The sequence below is a fragment of the Psychrobacter sp. NPDC077938 genome, from assembly GCF_044542635.1.
Classification (GTDB): domain Bacteria; phylum Pseudomonadota; class Gammaproteobacteria; order Pseudomonadales; family Moraxellaceae; genus Psychrobacter.
Genome location: NZ_JBITUW010000003.1, coordinates 106,549 through 127,098, shown reverse-complemented (window position 1 = coordinate 127,098; position 20,550 = coordinate 106,549). Strand labels below are relative to the sequence as shown.

2 protein-coding genes (1 of these 2 only partly in view) are annotated in these 20,550 nt (G+C 39.3%); both read left to right on the top strand.

Annotation, left to right across the window (positions count from 1 at the left end):
* Positions 1–110: 110 nt before the first annotated feature.
* Positions 111–3,041, top strand: coding sequence for a site-specific integrase (locus tag ACIGBM_RS06465; RefSeq protein ID WP_397477170.1), 2,931 nt, complete (start codon positions 111–113; stop codon positions 3,039–3,041).
* Positions 3,042–3,736: 695 nt separating this feature from the next.
* Positions 3,737–20,550 carry part of the coding region annotated (locus ACIGBM_RS06460; RefSeq protein WP_397477169.1) for a tandem-95 repeat protein on the top strand (this coding region is incomplete at its 3' end). The annotated region continues 18,807 nt past the right edge of the window, so 16,814 of the 35,621 annotated nt are shown.

The following is a 20,550-nucleotide window of genomic DNA, read 5'->3' as shown; positions in this document are numbered from 1 at the left end:
GTCAAAACGCGTGGGATGCTTTTGTTGAAGAAAACCAGTACTCAGATGCGATAACAGATGAGAAAATTTACGATTTATACGAATCAATCTACAAAGAGATTGAGAAAAATTTGTCAGCACATCTGCTACCATTTGCATTGTTCGAACGTATGCGTTTTTTTGATAACATTAATGAATCGCGTAAAAAAAGACACCTGCCGTTATTACCAAAGCCAATCATTGCTGTACGTCCACAGCGCCCAAAAAATATCAATGATTTTGATGAGTTTTTATACTTGTCTAAAGCCCAAAATATTGTCACACAAGCGTTTAATACATGGCAGAAAAAAAATACCTTTAGCGTACTTGATTGTGTAAGTTGGTTCTTATTTTCACTAATTAGTTTTGCAGGTTATAACGATGAAAAGGTACTCAAGGTAATATATGAGTATCTCAAAGATAGTAAACCGATATATCAGTTATTTGACGACATGCTTATCATGCCACTCAGGCTATTATCACCTGACTATGGTAACGAGGTTACTCCTATAGAGGGGGGGTTAGATGAGGTGTATCAAACGCGCCTGATAATTATAGATGATATCAGTCGCTTATGGCTACTCAAACTACAACGCCAGCATCAAGCGCAAAACCAGTTTCCTAAATACCATCAAGTGATAAAAAGGTTAGGGGAATTTATTGGAGAGAAATCCACGGTTAAGTCCATCCATAGATCTAGCTACTTACGGCACACTGCAATCTATTGGCAAACGCTACCAGAAGTATATTTAGACGTTCAATTGGTCCAGGTGCTAACAGGTCAGCAAAAACAAACCTCAGTATCAACATTGCAACTACTTAGATATTTTCAAAGCATTAAAACTCCCAAGGTGGTTCTGTCTGATGAGCATGTTAGTAAATTAATGATCAGCCCTAGTATTAGCAACAATGGTAATAACGCACTTGATGCTGTCAAAGTCGAACGGTTTAGGTCTGATGCAGTTAAAGAGATACGCACAATACTTAATAACGCTAAAAAACAGGTTCAACCACAGCTAGTAAGTCTACTAACCCAAAACCTATATCCTAATCAACAACGATTGGTTAGATGGATGTTGGATCTGTGTATTAATGGAAGAAAAATTAATACTTTAAAGCGGTATTTGTCCGAGATCGGGAATGGATTTATTGCGGGGACACGCACTGCTGACTTTTTGCAATGGTCAAAACATGACTATCACTATATATATAACGAAATTATTGCAGAAAAGAACCCAAATAAATTAGGATATACAAAAACAGTTATTTGCTCACTGCATGGTTCTTTAAAAAAGCATACTCAAGCGCCTGAAATTGACATCGTAGGAGGCGGTGATGCACAAATAGTGTCGAGCTACCTAGTTCCTCAGAAAGTTTATCATACTATTCTTGATTGTATCGCTGAGCAACAAGTGCTGAGTGAGTACTATAAACAAGCGCTTAGTATTGTAACAATACTGTTATACCGTACTGGCATGCGTATCAGTGAGATTTTGGGACTACAAGTTACAGATATCGAATATGACAATCAAAGCTTTACTGAATATAACGTTATTGTTCGCCCTAACGCGCATCGAGACTTAAAATCAGATGACGGCACACGGCGAATATATTTATCAGTATTACTTTTGTCAGAAGAGCTAGAAGATTTTAAAAGGTTCTTTCACTTAAAAAAGCGACAGTCTTCTCGTTACTTATTTACTTTAGCGTATCAGTCCTCTGTTATGTCTCGTTATAGTATTGAGCAGCCACTAAAACGTATACTAGAAAATACTGCTTATCACGACATTACTCTGCACAGCTTTCGTCATAATGCGATATCAAATATGGCGCTTATACTTAGATGTAGCCCAATGCTTGTCATGCAGTTCACAGATTATGATGAAGTAAAAATCTATGATATTAAAACTCATTTTTTAGGTAGGGTGCGCAGTGTCTCGACAAATTACTGGGACGCACTAATGGAGTTTGCCGGTCATGCCGATTTATCAACAACCTTTAGCTCATATATCCATACCGCTGATATCATTGCAAGTCATCAATTGCAACAGGCCAAATTGACCCTGCCTTTGGATGTTGTTAATAAGTTGATTGGCACCAGTCGTATGGACTTAAAGCAGCACAATAAATACGCCTTGGAGAGTAGAGATGACGCTGTCAGTCTCAGTAACATTAGACAATATGTGAATCGTAAGATTGAGTGTAAAAGGTTAATGTTTACTGATAAAGTAAAAGCGCCTCAGTCAACTAGCAGCAGCATTGTCGATAAGGATAAAAAGCATTATTCAGCAATGTTTGGTAGATATAGCCGTGAAATGATAGAAAAGCTTCTATGGGACATTGAAGACGGTCAAACGTTAGGAGAGGCCAGTATTTTAAACTTTAGGTACGATGATGCGTTGATGATTTATGAGCGAGCATTGAGCCTGGTCAAAGATACTGAGGGTAACCTAAACTATAAACTGGTCTCTAAAAAACGTAAACAACGCTCTGACCATATTTTACTAGCGCCAACACCGCTGCATTACCATGAAGAGCAAGCCTTAGTGAACTTATGCTTTGATAATCTTGAAAAATTATATGAGGATAAGGAGGGTCGGCGTAAGGTGAAAGAGATGCTTCAAGTATTTTATGAGAAGGTTAATAGCTCTAAAAGTGAAATTCGTTTTACTTTTAAGCAAAAAAAGAATTTTTATAAATACTTAAGTACTATGTGTCAGATACTACCAAGTAAGCATTGGCGCGTTAATATCAGCTGCCTTAAGTCAGAGCTTTATCTCGCTGAGAAGAATAAAAATGTATATCGCTCTGTTGTTGATAAATCAGCTAAGCTCAAAAAAATAGAAGAGTTTGAAAAGGACATGCCTGAATTCGAAGGTGACCTAATTTATTTAGACACTTACAACGGTTATTCATTAGCACTTATTAGTCCGCTACAGAAAAAGGGTAAGGCAAAATTATCTTCTGCTTTGATGAGTTATGTTTTGCATTTTTTGCTCATCGTAGATGGTTTGACTGATTGATAGCTCTCAATTTTATATGTACGGATTTGACGGCAGGAGTCATAGCTCAACGAACCAGAATGGTGCAGGGGTTGAAGTTAGAATTATCAGAACAATAAAAAGTTCTTCTACTGATGCAAAAGCTTATGAGTCTTCTGGCGTCTTGAAATTTTTGGGAGAGGTGTTAGTGATACTGATTGAGTCATATTAGAGGTAGATTTAATTTAATATGATGCAACCAAAAAGCGACTATATATAAGATGTGCTGTGCTTTAAAAATGCTAACTTTTTAGAGCTACAACCCATCTTTGAAACCACAAGAGATGAGTTGAATGAGCTTCGAGGTGGTGAGTTTGATACTAAAAATCGTTTGGTAGTTTGGTATTTAGGACTATAAATTAATATTGTTAGATGAGTTTTTTAGAGATATATAAGCACAAAGGGCTGATTCCTTTTGTGTTTTTTTTATGTTATTAGCAATCTTATCTAAAGATTCTGCTTATCAGATCATTCCTCAGTTTGAGATTAATCTCCAGATCTTGACATTATGCACATAGAGTTGACCTTAGTAACTCTACATTTTGACCGCCTAAGTCAACAAATTTCGTGGAAAAACTGGTCTTGTTGTACAAAAGTTCTTTGAATTAAAGTATAGTCTTACATTAAGTTTCTAATATAATACATTACTGTAACAATTATAAATATAGGTCGATCATATGTCTTCTCATTCAAACAACTATAAAACAAACCTTTGGCAGATTGAACAATTAGAACCTAAGATACTTTTATCGGCGGATTTAATGCCTGGTATTCATGAGATTGAAGGAAGTATTGAACAGCCAGGGGAGAGAGACGTATATGAACTAGTAATAACTGAAACCAGTCGTTTCCTATTTGATGGAAGTTCAGGCGACAATGTTAACTGGTCCCTAAATAACTTAGATAATAACCATTCTTTTACATCTAAAGACATAAATACTAACAAAGATAAGTTTGCAGAATTGAGTGTTGGCAAGTACGAGTTGACTGTTGATGCAAATAGCAGTCAAGTTTCTGATTACAAGTTTAGAATCCTTGGAGAAGAATCTGCTCTATTATTAGAAACAAACGTACCTATTTCGGGAGAGCTGACATCTTCTACTCAAGCACAGCTATATCGTATTCCTGTCACGAAAGGCGATAGTTTGTACTTCCAATCAAATACTGAACTGGATCAAGGGATATGGTCTTTATTTGATGATCAAGGCAATAAAATTGTTTCAGGGTCTTCATTGATTAATGATGTTTCAGGCATAGCAGTCGTAAGAAATGGCAATTATTGGTTATCAGTTGAAAGCAGAACTTCTATAGAAAGTGCAACATATAATTTTACACTTCATCAGCATACTGAAGATGTTTCTTCCATAAAAGTTAATGAAAAAAACCGCCTAACTGTTATTCCAGGCTCAGTACATGAATACGATTTTTCTGTGAATTCTAAGCAGTTAGTTGGTATAGATTTCTTAAACACATTTGACGAAAATAGCGTTGACTGGACAATCATTGATACTTTCAATAACACACAAGTATTAAGTTCTTCCACGCAATATTTTGACATGCTAGATGAAGGGCGCTACAAGCTAAAAATAACAAATAAAGATAGGTTTTCTGGTGCCATAGATTTTAATATCAGAGCGTTGGATGTTTTGACCGCAGGACAAGACGTTCCTCTCACTATATCGTATACGCCTGAAGACTCACTCAAAGCTCAAGTATTTGCTTTCACAGCGAATGAAAGTAAAAAAGTAGTGCTAAGTGTTGATGCTGCGACCTCAAATGTCATAGATTATAGCTATCTTGTTTTGGATACTAACTATCACTTAGTACTTAAAGGGGAACTCACAGGTACTTCAGCTGATATTGATTTAATAGAGGGTGACTATTATGTATGGATTGATAGCAATTCAGAAATAACCACAAACCAAGAAATTAATATTTCTCAGAAAAAGTCTACCATCAATGACTTAGGTGTTTTTATTGGAGAGGGCTTCAACTTAAACCCAGAACTTACCAATGCAGGAGAGCAGCTTAAATATCGCTTTGCAGTAGAAAATCCTGTTGCTCTTACTACTTACGCAACAGAAGGCAGTAGTGCGCTAAGATTTAGCTTGAAAGGTGCAATAGCTGGGACTGTGTTCGAAAGTATAAATTTTGAGGATTTCAGTAATAAACTTAGCCAAATACATTACCTAAAGCCGGATGATTATCAATTGATCGTTGATAACACTAGCCTATCAAATAATACAGTAAATGCTAAGGTTTTCATCCAAACCTTGAAAGCAGCAGTAACTACTACCTTAAAACCGAATGATATTATAGACATAAATAGTATTCAACAGGGAGAAAGCAAGTCATATTCTATCTCATCTACACCATATGATCAGTTCAATCTTGATATTCAGGATTACGTTGCTGAGTCATTTAGGTTCACTGTTATTGATGCTTTTGGTCAAGAAAAACTAATTAGTTACGATTATTTCAGTGAGGAAGAGGCTTTATACAGCAAACTGTCTTTTGACTCAAATCAGGCCCGAGGTCCTTTATACCTTATTGTTGAACGAGTGAACGTGGATGATATTATCAGTACTAAAGCTGATATGATTCTGAACAAGGTGACACTAGGTGCTGACTCTATACTAGCAACGCCTATTGAGATTAATAATGAGCAAACGGTTAGCTTCAGTGATGTGGATTTTAATAATCTCCAGAGCAAATACCAATTTGAGTTAAAAGAAGCTGGATCAATCATCCTTGACACCAATCTTTTTAACAACAATGGCTCTAGAGTCACTCTCTTTGGACCTACAGGTGAAGTGTTCAATGAGTATATTTATAATGAATCTGATTTTGCAACAGACACATTGGCTTTAGCTGACAGTGCACCAAAAGGAGTCTACTACCTAGAGTTTGATGTTGATAGTAGCGTTCAAAATTTCGATTTTACTATCCAGACGTTACCTATATCTACGGCATCTCCTATATCTGCATTGGTACATGAGATATCGCTTGGCGTATTAGAGGTATCTGAGCCAACACAAATATCTCATAATTTTAGTTCTTATGGTGATTCTGCAAAGATAGAGTTCTCAGTTGATAGTCAGGCCCATTGGGTCATAGATATGAGTTCAAGCCTAGATAGGGAATGGATGCTGATTAAAGATGGTCAAGTTATCTATACAGGCGTCGATGGCAAGATTATAGATCTTGTGCCAGGTGAATATAGTATTGTTATAAACGAAATAGAATATACAGTACCTTCACAAAGACCCGGTAATGAGTTTGAAGTATATGCTGTGAGCAGCATTGAAAGTGATAGCGTATTACCTTCAGATAATGACTTAATCCTTGATGGTTTTAGCCTAACATTTTTAAATGAGATCCTTGCTAGTGATGTCCTTGTTGATGAGTCTATAAGTATTGATGTTTCTAAAGACTACTATTTTTTTAAAGCTACGGACGCGCCAATAGGGGTATACGAATATTATTTCGAGGATGTTTCACGTGAGGCAACGACTTGGCCGGACAATGTGATAACTGATGGTACGCAAAATATAAGACTGAGTAACGCTAATGGTTATTTTTACATTAAGTCAGAAGAGAGTATAAAAGATTGGGATAATGCTGTCTTAAATATTGAGCACTTCTTTCCTGAAAATTCAAAAAATCTAAACGAGATTGATCTTACAGAAGACTTAGTTTTAGAAAGCAATCAACCAGTAGTTGCTAGATTTAACCCAGAGCAACAAGGCTTGTTGTTCATTGATTCAGTGAGTAACGATAGAGAATCAAATAGTAACTTATTTGTCCTGTTTGAAGGTTGGGGGGTGAATGAGTCTCCAAGTATGTTGCCGCAAGAACTTAAGAGTTGGACTGATCCTAGGTTTGTCTTTGCCAATCAAGAGTATTCATTACTTCTAGACTACTATAGTTATTCTGAATTGGCAAACACAAACACCGTTCGTTTCCTAAGTTCGGCAGATGCTGAGGCTTTAGCAGTTGGTGAAACTAATAACCTAACCATCCCTGATAGTCAGAATATAGGGCTATATACCTTTGAGGTTACTCAAGATCAAGCAGTCACACTCAATGAGCTTGAAGGTGCAGATGGTTACACCTATCAAATATATGATCAAAATGCACAATTGGTATATGACAATTCCCGATTCAATACTTTTGGTGATGTTTTTCTCACTGAAGCAGGTACATACACCTTATCTTTGCAAAAAAATATAGATGGTGATAGGTTCGTTGAGGCATTTCCAGAAGGTGTGGTTTTAGAGAGTACTTCTGAGCTGAATGAAGTCCCTTCTCAAAACGAGTCTTCTACAAACGCTGTTTTGCCTTTAACATTGGAGATCATCGCCTATCCGCAAAAGAGCTATGATCTAGGCACGCTAGATATCGAAAATACGGGTAATGCACATTCTATTGATATGCAAGCTGAGCAGTTTAGTAAGCTGAGTTTCACTATTGAAGATGATGGATTTTGGCAGATTGATTTGTTAGCGGAGACTGGTTTCGAGTTTGATCTTTTTCAGGGTGGTAGTGAAGATGGGTCTTTAGTATTATCTAGCTACCCTATGTTTAATGGTGGCCCCGTTAGAGGACCTATTGAGGGGCCTATCTATTTAGAAACATGGGAAACATCAACTGATGAAGTACCACAAATTCTCCCTCAGATTGTTGAGGTAGAATCTGAATTTGAAGACAATAAGCAATATTCTGAAGCCGTGTATTTACAAAAAGGGCAATACACTTTAATCATCGATAACCAAAGTGCAGCTACATTGCAGTTTGTAGCTGTGTCAGTAGATACACTAGCAACACCTATTGTAAACAATGAGCCACAAGACATTGTATTGTCTGAAAGTCAAGCTGCACAATGGTTCGTATATGATAACACCAGTAACTTGCCTATAAATTTCAGTTTAAATGCTCAAGACGACACTGGTTTTAACATTACTGTTTACGATCAAAGTGGACGTGTGTGGTTACATGAAGTAGCCGCTGATGATCTCTTTGTGTTAGAAAGACTACCAACTAAGCTATATATTAAAATTGATACTGAAAATGCCTCACCAGCACAAGCTACCTTTGAAATAAAACCAGATACGTCTGTACACGCTGTACAACCTACCATGGTGGTGGTCAACGAGCAAGCCCAATGGACTGCACCTACCAAGGAATATAGCTTTACTCTGTCACAAGCTGACTTTGTCATGATTACCATAGACGAAGGCGGCTACAACCAGCGTGTGACGTTATTAGGAGAGCGTGGTGAAGAGTTATACAGTGGGAACTTATATGATTTCAATCGAAGCTTATGGTTGCCCGCAGGTAACTACAAGCTAGCGTTTAGCTATAGTGCTGGAGAGCCAGCAGTGTTCGAGATAATTGATGGCCGCTCAGCTAGCCAGCTTGCTATAGATGTACCTTTCGCAGCCAATCTAACAAAAGAGCAAGATAGCTTATTGCTTAAAGTAGTATTGGATAGTGAGAAGGACAATTACCTGCATCTATTTGAGGACGCAAGTTATAACAGTACATTCATAGTTTATAACAATCATGGTGACTATGTAACCAGCATCAATGCTCAACAAGCTGCATATTATTCACTCAAAGCACCTTATAGCGGTGAATATTATATCGCGTACAGTAATAATACAAATGCAGCAACATCACTAAATTTTGAAATCGCTCAAAAACCTAGAAGTGTGCTTCAACCTTTGGTATTAGGCACAGAAACATCATCTGAGTTCCTTGGTTTAAACAGTAACAATCAGACATATTACTACAGTTTTGAAATAAGCGAAAATGATAGCACCCGTTTGGTCATTACACCAAACTCAGAACTAGATATTGAACTGTATGATATCTATGGCAATCATATTCGTACATTTAATGATTATGACAAGCAGACTATTCGTTTAGAGTCAGGTCGTTACCAGTTACGTGTCTCTGCAGAGAGAGACTATGCTACACCAACAGCCCTTTCTTTCACTGCTGACTTGATTAGTCCCATTGTGGCAGGTCAGCTGACAGAAGCTGATGCAGAACCTTTGAGTATTGTTTTTGACGATGCTTCTGAGCCAAAGACTATCAAGATGGACTTGGTCGCAGGAGAGCGCTATCAGATCACTTTCAATGGTAGTTTTAACTACTATGATGATGTCAGAACGACCTTACGGTTTAATAACGACACTGTTTCTACTAACACTTTTCGACCTTATTATTCTGAACAGAAATCAATATTGTTTACTGCCAGGCACACTGGTGAGTATTATTTAGAAATAGATACGGAATACAGCTATAGTACAGCCACAGATATTACTCTCAGCAAAGGTGAGATCTCAACTGTAGCTTATGAAATTGGAACCGCTTTTGAAGCTAAAGACTTTATTGCTGCAAATGTTGTTAACCATAGGTTTACTCTTGCTGAGTCGGGTCAATATATATTCTCTAAGTATCAGCAAAGCTATACAGATATTAGACTATTGGATAGTCGCGGCCAAATCGTCGATTTTTCCAGTAATGCTACTCGCATATTAGAAGCTGGTAGCTATACCATACAAGTTAGTAAGACAAGAGATTACTATAAGGATTACGCTTATGGTTTTACGCTCGCCAACACTGCCGATCTTGATGAGTTGACTTTCAATCAAAAGTCTACTGCAGCTAACATCAACTACCGTACGCCGATTATTAAGAAATTCCAAGGCAAACAAGGTCAAACCGTCATTTTTGAGGATTTAGGGTATAGTAATTCACTATTGGTAGTAGATAGTGATGGCAACACTCTAGTCAATACAAGCAGCGACACGGTTAAAGCAGTATTACCCAAAACCACCGAATACTATGTCATCTCTTATGCAAGCTCATCTAGTTATGATCGACTAAGCAATCGCAGTCTCTTCGTACGTGAATACGATACCATTGAGACGACGCTATCAACCAATGAAAAGATCGTTGGGAAAATACAGCAAGGTGGTGATGTACATCGTTATGTCATTAACGTAGATACTGCAAAAAATATTGCTATTAATGCGCTTTCAGGAAGTTATTCTGCGCGTTTGCTTGGCCCTTATGGTGATGTTGAAAGTAGCTGGATTAACTTAGATAGCAGATATATCAATCATTATTACTTGCAACCTGGCCAGTATGTTGTAGAAGTCACTGCATCAGATATGACCACGCCGAACTATGAGTTTGAGATTATTGATGTTGCTGATCAGGCAAAGAGTCTGACTATTAATAATGACAGCTTGACAGGAGAAATTGCAGCCAACGAACGTGAGGCTATATACAAACTAGACGTACAAGCTGGGCAACAATATCAAGTGAATTTGGGTGGTATTTCCAGCAATCAGCTACGTTATAAAATTGTTGATGAGCAAGGAAGAATGTTAGCCTCTGATGCTTACGATTATCAGACGCAAACCTTTACCCCAAGTATATCAGGCGACGCCTATCTTATCGTTAATAAGTTCTATGCACCTACTGATACACCAGTAACGTTTACGGTCAATAAAAATCACGTACTGCGCCAGAGCAAAGCGCTTCAGCTCGATACACTAACTAACGGAGCGTTCAATACTTCGCAGGATCAAGACAGCTATTCATTCCATATGACTGAAGATGGCTATTTGAACCTATCAGATATTACTTCCTCCAATACCAACATCACATTGCACCTCTTAAATCCAAACGGTAGTGAAATACGTACGAAGAATAGTCTTAACGGTATTAATAGTGACATCACTTTTTTAAAGCAAGGCGATTACGTACTTAAGATATCTAGTAATGTTAATGGTGAACATCGCTATAGCTTTACTGCTGCTACCAACACACTCTCAGACATTTTATCTGCTCAAGGTAGTACTTTGGAGTCTGCCATTGATGTACCACTAAAATCTAACCAACCTTATAAGTTAACACGATCATCTACCATAGAAAGCCCGACGTATTACCGTTTTATGTTAGCGGCAGATGATGTCGTCTCTATTGCTGCTGCATCAGCACAAGCTGAATTTGACATAGTAGATAAAGAGGGCACTATCATTGCTAGTGCGACAGAAGGTGGTCTGACCCATCTTGCAATAGCTAATGGAGTTTATTACCTAAAAGTATCAGTAGGGTCAGACTTGAATAGCGATGATACAATTGAGTTAGTGTTCAATCGCCAATCAACTAGTAGTGCAGAAAAGGATGCTGGCGACACGCTAGTAACAGCTACTGAGGTAGTGACTACGCCGCACGAGAGCAGGCAATTTATTTCTGTCATTGGAGATGGTGAACAAGCGAAGAAAGATGTCGATATGTATCGCTTTATGGCTGCGGCCGGTGAAACGCTATATATAAATACTGATAGTAGCTTTAGTGAATGGATAAATTTATTCGATGAAAGTGGTAAGAAGATAACGTCAACTACCAACAGTATTAATTATAAAATTACAACTACAGGTGTCTACTATCTAGGCGTTAGCGGTTATTCTAACCGTAATTACAACCCTCAAATTGTAGATGATGGTAGTGTGGACTCGGGCTCTACAGGTTCTGTGAAGTTAACGATTGAACGTCAGGCTTCAATACAAGTAAACAATCCAGTATCTGGTTTTACGACTGCTGCTTATGAAACGCCAATCAATAACTGGCAAGGTAGTATTAAGCAAAGTGAAGTTAAAACGTTCAGTCTGGATGTGGATAATGATGGTTTATGGTATTTAGATAACTTATCTAATGATTCAATAACTTACAACAATAGTTATCAGCGAGTATTGATTACTGATGATACGGGTAAATTAATCATCACTGATTACGATACGCCTGTGTATATGACTAAAGGGTCTTATCAGCTGACACTATGGCAAAGATCATCAGAATCTTCTACAAATTTTGAATGGAAAAATCTTGATGCTCAAGCTAGTGCTATCAATTTGGCTGAAGCCAATCGTGTATCATCACGACCTAATAATGAAGTAGTCAGCTTTGTGTTTGATGCAGCAGTAGGAGACGAGATTTATTTCAATACGCTAGGCAATAACTCGACGAGTTCCTATGCAAGAGGAGATTGGACCTTATATAACGAACAAGGTCAACAAATCCTATCAGGGAGAGGATATGAAGACTCTTATCCTGTGAAAATCATGTCTGATGGGCATTATTATCTGATCTTTGATAGTCGTAGTTATACCAATGGTGGTAGTTGGGTCGACTTTCAAATAGATAAAGTCCAACCGCCTGTAAATAACGATGTTGAGCTTAATCAGGTTGTTTCGGGCAAGCTAACCCCTGCTATTCAGCAGCATGAATATCAGCTAACCATTACAGATGCAAGCCGTATATATTTTGATGGGATCGACTCAAATAGTAACGTTAATTGGCGACTGGTAGATATTCATACTGGTCAAGATGCTATATCAAATCGTCAGGTATATGAACGTAGCGAGAGCTATCTTGTAGTAAAAGGCGACTATAAACTGATTGTCAAGACAGACTATGAATCTAATCAGGATTATAAATTTAAACTACTACATTTAGAGCCGTCACAGACGCTTGAGTCAGGTCAACTGGTACAAGGTCGCCTCAATAAAGACGGTAGTGCTGAGCAGTTCAAACTGAATGTTGAAGCTGGGCAGCGCATCTATATGGACTTCCAGAATCTTCTCGAACGACAATATGGTTATCATCATGAGGGTTGGACTTATAACTACAACGCACGCATTAGTGTGATTGATCCTTATGGCCGTCATCAGTCAGTTCAAACGTTAGGTGATAATGAGTTTGTAGCGACTGTTGATGGTGACTACACCGTCGTCATTGAGCAATATGGTAATAAGAATATCGACTTGCCCTATCGCTTTATTACGTTCGTCAACGATACTTATCAACCAAGACCTATTGAGCTGGAAACAATATCACGTGAGATGGATCTTGTAGTAGATAATGTGCAAGTGTCTTCAGCAATACCAAATAGTGACATCACTTCTAGTAGTGATGTCCTGATTGGCTGGACAACCACAAACCAAGGCACTAAGCCTACGCTAGGTAACTTCGCCGAGCGTATTATCATTAAAGAAATTGCAACGGGTAATATCATTGCGCAAAAGCTAGTGACTTACGATGAGGTTACGCAAGGATCTATTCTTGCTACCGAGTCTAGACAACGTCAAACGAAGATCCGATTGCCAGAGGGCGCAGCAGGCACAGGTCAGTTTGAAGTCATTGTCGAGACCGATATGACCAACACGCAAGCTGAAACTGGCAGTGATGAAGAAAATAATATCATCAAGGCTACCTTTGAGTCGAAATTGGCTGAGTACCCCAATTTAGTAGTGACCGACATTCAATTAACACCTGCTGATAGTTGGCAGTCTGGCCAGACCATCACAGTGAATTGGGGTACTAGAAATACCGGTACAGTGCCTGCTTTAGGAAACTGGATAGAAAAACTAAGTATTGTCAATACCACCACCAATAAAGTGGTGGCGACCGTCGATGTTGTCGTTAGCGATGCCCTCATTGCACCAGGTGAGGTGCAAAATAGTCAAGCGAGCTTCATATGGCCTGCAGGTATTGATGGTCTCGGTCAGTTTGCCATTAGTGTTATGACAGATGCCTATCTACAAATAGAAGAAGGCGACCAATCAGTTAATAAAGCAGATAATACCTCTCAAATTGTGGTGTCGGCAGGGCCAGATATTGTGATTGGTGACCTAGTCATTGACAATGATGAGTTGCAGGCAGGTGACACGGTGACCTTGGGTTGGTCTGAAACCAACCAAGGAAATATGCCAGTTCCTATTAGCTATCAGGATAGAGTAACACTTTATAAAAAGAATGCAGATGGGTCGGTAGGAGAAAAGATACTAGATACGTCGGTGTCCTTTGATGATAGCGAAAATTTGCTACCTAATGAGAGTAGACAACGTCAGTACAGCTTTAAATTACCTGAAGGACTCAAAGGTAGTGGTGACTTTGTATTATCAGTCACAGCAGATTCCAATTTGTCAGGATACGGACTGATATTCGAAGTTAACTCAGATAGTAGTGGGGAAGACAACAATACCTTAAGCAAAGACTTGTCTGTATCTGAGAAAAAATATGCTGATTTATCTGTGTCTACCGTCACAACCCCCAGTTCCGTCAAGTCTGGTTATGCTGCCCAAGTCAGTTGGACTGTTACAAATAATGGAGAGTCAGATACTCAAGGCAATGGCTGGGTGGATCGGGTTGTTCTGATAAAAAATGGAAGTAATGCGCAGTATGGTACGGTACTAGCGCAAGTAGCCAGAACTGAGCCACTAAAAATAGGTGAGTCCTATACTGTTCAGCAGTCAATTGATATACCTCGTAACCTTGCAGGGCAGTATCACCTTATTGTAATAACAGATGTCAACCAAAGTCAGCTAGAGCCCGAGACTGTTAGCAACAATCAGAAAAATTCTGCAGATTTTGATATCTTACAAACGTATGTAGATTTAATACCTTCAATTGTTTCTCTCCCAGAAGCGGCGAAGGCTGGGCGCGATTTGGAGATATCATGGAGTGTGCTAAATCAGGGCACGATTTCAACCAGTGCTAACTACTGGGTTGATGACATTTACCTCTCTAAAACAGCAGTCCTCAATGGAGATGCGATAAAGATTGCCTCCAAATCTCATACGGGCACCTTAGCTATTGATGCAACTTATGAATCCTCTATGAAGATTCAAGTGCCCAAAAATTTACTGGGTGACTACTACGTTATCATCAAAACAGACGCCTCTGGTAATACCTACGAGCCGAATAAGACAGGGAATAATATAGCAATCTCTACAGGTGCTATATTCGTTGGTGAAGAGCCAGTACCAAACTTAACCGTTAATAATTTATCAATTGATAACAAGGTGCAAGTTGGTCAACCAATTGAAGTTACCTTCGATCTGTCAAACACTGGCACAGATATTATCAATGCCAACACTTACCATAGAATGGTATTTACCAATACCAATGATCCAAGTCAAACCGCTACTATCACATTACCGCTAGACGCAATCGTTTTGATGCCCAATAGCACTACCGCAAAGAATGCTTCAATTAGAGTTCCGCAACTAGTAAATGGTGACTGGACGGTTAGATTAGAAGTTGATTATTCTGGTTATATTGTAGAGTCAGAAGAGAATGACAATACCGCAACCACTACCATGGGTGTCGTGTCACCAGACTTGACTGTAGGTCAAATTAGTACGATAGGTAAACTTCAAGGTGGGGAGCCTATCCAGATAGATTGGGAGACAGTCAATGCAGGTGAAGCTATAGCAGAAAATGTCGTTGACCGTATTTATCTGTCAAAAAACGATAGTATTGATCGTGACGATATTTTATTAAAAGAAACCATTCACAGCTCGATTGCAGCTGGTGATAAAGTCCTTAGTAGTATCAATTACGACATTCCTGTCAGTTTAGAAGGCTCATGGTACTTCATCGTTGTAACCGATGCGACTAACCGTAACACCGAAAATGGTAGTGAGGGTAATAATAGCGCGCAAAAGTTACAACAAATTGCCATAAATGATTATGCTGATCTTGCGGTCACTTCGGTACAAGCGCCAAAGCAGACTATTGCTGCTCCTGCAACCATCCAAGTGGAGTGGACTGTAACCAACCAAGGTATTGGTAGTGGTAAAACGTTAAGCTGGACAGACAGTATCATCTATTCTACCAATGATGTACTAGGTGATAGTGATGATATTATCTTAGCCACTAAAGAGCACCATGGTGAGTTAGCAGTTGGTGAAAGTTATAGCGACAGTATCAGCTATCAGTTTGGTCCTGACTTTACGCGTCATGGGCGTATATTTGTACAAACTGATAGTGCTGGTTCAGTTTGGGAAAATGATTTAGACAATAACAATGTCATGATGAGCAGTGATGCTGTAGATGTCATGCCGACTAAATATGCTGATTTAGTGGTTGATTCAGTGTCGATACCTAGTACTGCAACCAGCGGCAATACCATTGATGTCTCTTGGCAAGTGAGTAATCAAGGAGTTGGTATCACTGATAAAAATCAGTGGACAGATAAGGTATGGCTTTCTGAGAACCCTGATGGTAGTGGCAAAATATGGAATCTAGGATACCTAAGTCACTTGGGCGTCTTGAGTGCTGGTGACACATATAATAGTACGATTCAGGTTGTCCTTCCTAATGGGTTAGAGGGTGACTATACATTACATATTAAGACTGGTGGTGTATTCGAGTTTACTCATGATAAGAACAATACTACATCCGTCTCCATACCAATTAGCTTGTCACCGTCAGCGGATTTGGTTGTTAGCAATATCTCTCTTCCTGCAGAAGCGAAAGAGGGTGATTTAATTGAGCTGTCATGGCAAGTAAAAAACCAAGGCAATGCTATTGCACAAGGGCAATGGGTAGACGAAGTAAGGCTTATATCTACATCAGATGAAACCAACATCATATCACTAGGTCAATATAACTATGTAGAGCCCTTAGAAATTGGAAAAACATATACTCGTCAGGAACAAATTAGACTACCGCAAAAAATGCAAGGGGTTTGGCGGTTAGAGGTTGTTACCAATAAAAATAACAGTATCTACGAGCATGGTGACTTTAGTCAAAATAATAAAAAAGTGTCAGAGGATGCTTTAGCGGTAAGCTTATACGCTCGCCCTGATTTACGCGTTACAGATGCTGTGGTTCCAGAAGAGGTAACAGCAGGTACTAAAACTGCTGTTAAATTTACCGTAAGTAACTTAGGTTCAAAATCGACCAATAAGCAATGGCAAGATGCGGTTTATTTATCATTGGACGGTAAATTAAGTGCTGACGATACTTTGATCGGTCGTATCAGTAACCCGTCTGCATTGGCACCAACAGAAAGCTATACTTCTGAATCGACAGATATTGATATACCCATTCAATATCGCGGTGATGTTTATGTCATTGTAGTTGCTGATGATACTTACAAACTAGATGAGTATCCTAATGAAGTTAATAATCATCTTGTTAAAAAGCTACATGTCAATGCGGTACCTTTTTCTGACTTGGTGACTGAAGAAGTAGTCGCCCCAGATCAAGTTGCACACGGTTCAACGATTGATGTGCGATATAAAGTTAGTAATAAAGGCTCTGCGCCTACGCAAGGAATAGAAGCTAAAACAGATAGTTGGACAGACACAGTTTGGCTAACAAAAGACCCAACACGCCCGCGTTCTGTCCGTGGCGATATTTTACTGGGTAAAGTTACTCATACAGGTAATCTGAAAGTTGGTGAAGATTATTTAGGTGATATTCGTGCGACTATCCCTGAGGGCACTCTATCAGGTACTTGGTATATCACCGTATGGAGTGATACGTACGATGTTATTTTAGAAGATACATTAGCCTCAAACGTCAACCCAAATGACCCAGCGGAGCTGGATAACAATAACTATTCGTCTAGAAAAATAGACGTATTAGGATATACGCCTCCTGACCTAAAGATCATAGAAGTGACCGCTGATCAACAGGTCAAGGCAGGTAGTGAGTTTAGCTTTAGCTATACGGTACAAAATATTGCCGATGCGTTCGAAGAAAAAATGGCTGACCAAATTAATAATTGGGTCGATGAGGTATGGTTATCCGATAGCACAGACTTAACTACTGCTAAAGAAAAGTGGTTACTGGGTAGCTATAAGCAAAGCCGAGGGCTGGGTAATCTAGAGAAGTATACCAACTCACAAACAGTGACATTGGCACCATCAATAGATGCTAAGTATCTTATTGTGAGAACCAATACGTCTGCAGTCTATCAAGACTCAATCCAAGAAGTTACAAAAACAAATAACGAGCTATTGACAGAGACTGATGTCAATAGTCAGCCTTCAGATCTACAAGTCACTAAAATTATCACTCAGCCCGATAATTTTTCAGGTGAGCTGACTGATATATCTTGGACAGTTACCAACCATGGCGCTGACGTTTGGAGTGATAGTAAAGATTGGCAAGATATTGTGGTTATCAGTAAATACCCTGAGATGATACAGGGTGAATATGAGGTCCTAACGACTTATACGCATAAAAATGTCAGTGGTCTAAAAAATGGTCAAAGTTATACAGCCAATGTAAAAGCACAGTTGCCGATAGGCGCTGATGGTCAGTACTATATTTTTGTTATTACCGATGCTAGATTAGCTTACGACAAGGTGAGTGCCCAGTTAGAAAATTTAGTAGGTGATAGAAATGCGGGTGCGCTTTCATTGTATGGGGGTAAAACACATAATCCAAAAGCAATAATGGGGTCAGTATTTGAAGGTGAGCTAAACAATAATAACGTTAAGCGTGCTACGCTTAATATTGAATATCGCGAACCTGATCTCGCTATCGAAAAGATAGAGGTATCGAAGCCTAATCCTAAGGCGGGTGAGGAAATTACGGTTACATGGACGGTAATTAACCAAGGTACACGAGAGACTCGCAGTGGTTTTTGGTTAGATGGTATTTATTTATCCAATGACGATGATCTTGATAAGTCTGACCATCCACTAGTTGATAGAGGCGAAAAAATTGAAAGAGATACGCGAACTAAAATAACTTCAGTCGTCAATAGAGATGCCGATGATAATATATGGTATTTGAAGCCTGGTGAGCGTTATACCAATTCAGCAACCTTTAGACTACCGACCAATATCGGTGGCGATTTTAAGCTCATTGTTAAGGCTGATACTGAATTCTTTAATGAAATTCCTAGAGATACTCAAAGTACAATTAGAAGCGGGCTGCAAACTGTCGATGGTAGCCGAGGTACAAGCTTTGTCCAAGAATTCGATGACGAAGGCAATAATGTTGCCGCCATTGATCTACCGATTACTTTTGTTGCACCACCAGATTTGCAAGTTACCTCTGTCGCCACACCAACCAATGTTATTGCAGGCCAGCAGTTCTCAGTAGATTATCAAGTTATTAATAAAGGCGGCGCTGTACCTGACAATCAATATGGTTGGAATGATCGTATTTATCTCTCCAAAGACCGTTTCTTAGACACGCAAAAAGATACTTATTTAGGCTACGTCAGTCACAAGGGTGGTCTAGATAAAGACGGTATTTATGATGCCAATCTAAGTGTTAAAGCGCCGATAGACTATGATGGGGCCTATTACGTCTTTGTATTAACTGATGCAGGCCATAATGTCGCTGATACAGGTCGTGTCGTTGAGTTTTACAACGAAGGCAATAATGATAGTGCGGCGTTACAGCCTATATTAATTACTATTCCTGATGCGTCAGACTTAGTAGTGACTGATACGACAGTACCGGCGTCAGTAGCAGTTGGTGACGAGATTGAGGTGACTTACTCAGTAGAAAATCAGTCTGATAATCGAGCCTATGGAAGTTGGGCGGATGCCATTTATCTGTCCTCCGATAATGCTTGGGATAAAGATGATATTTTATTGGGTCATGTATACCATGCGAATGGTCTTACTGCTAAAGAAAGCTATACAGCGACCTTAAAAAGTTATGAAAACGCTAAAGGTGATTTGGTAAAAATTACGATGCCACCTGTAAAAGACGGTAATTGGCGAGTAATTGTTCGTCCTGATGCCTACAATGAAGTGTACGAAGGCAGTATTCGTTATACCAGCGATGGACTGGTATTTGCGCCCGGAGAAGCGAACAACTTCAATGCATCGGCAGCCAGTGTTGCGGTGACAGTTCCAGAGATTGAGTTAGGTGTTAAGGAATTGCTGTCACTAAATGGTGATGTTACTAAGTTATATAAAGTAAATGTATCAGATGGCGAGACACTACGAGTTTTACTGAAATCTGATAATGATAAAGCGGTCAATGAGGTCTATGTCCGTTATGGCGACATCCCAAGTGGTTATAACTATGATGCGGCATATACCGATGCAATGTCAGCCAATCAACAAGTTATGATACCCACTTCTAAGGCAGGTGATTACTATATCTTGGTCAAGTCTCGTGCCGTCTCTGGTGAGCAGCCCAAAGTTAGCTTACTAGCAGAAGCAATGCCATTGTCTATTACTGAAGTCACACCGGATCAAGGTGGCCGCGGTACTGATGACCATCGTTGGGTGACAGTAGATATCAAAGGCAGTCAGTTTGCCGCTGGTGCCTTAGTGAAGCTTGTACGACCAGGAGTGTTCGAAGTTGAGCCAGAACGCTGGCAAGTCATTGATGCTACCCATATCCGTGCCATATTTGACTTACGGCAAGTACCTTACGGACTGTATGACATTAAGGTGATCAACACTAATGGCGAAAGCGTCACTGAAGCGTATCGCTATTTGGTTGAGCGCTTCATTGAGCCTGACGTCACTATCGGTATCGGCGGAAGTCGTGATATTGAGCCAGGTGGTAAGAATGACTATAGCGTCTCTTTACAGAGCTTAACCAACGTAGACACACCTTACGTGCGCTTTGATGTTGGGACAAGTGAGATGGGTTATAGTGACAACTTGTTTGAAGGTTTGCCTATACCTTACATCAT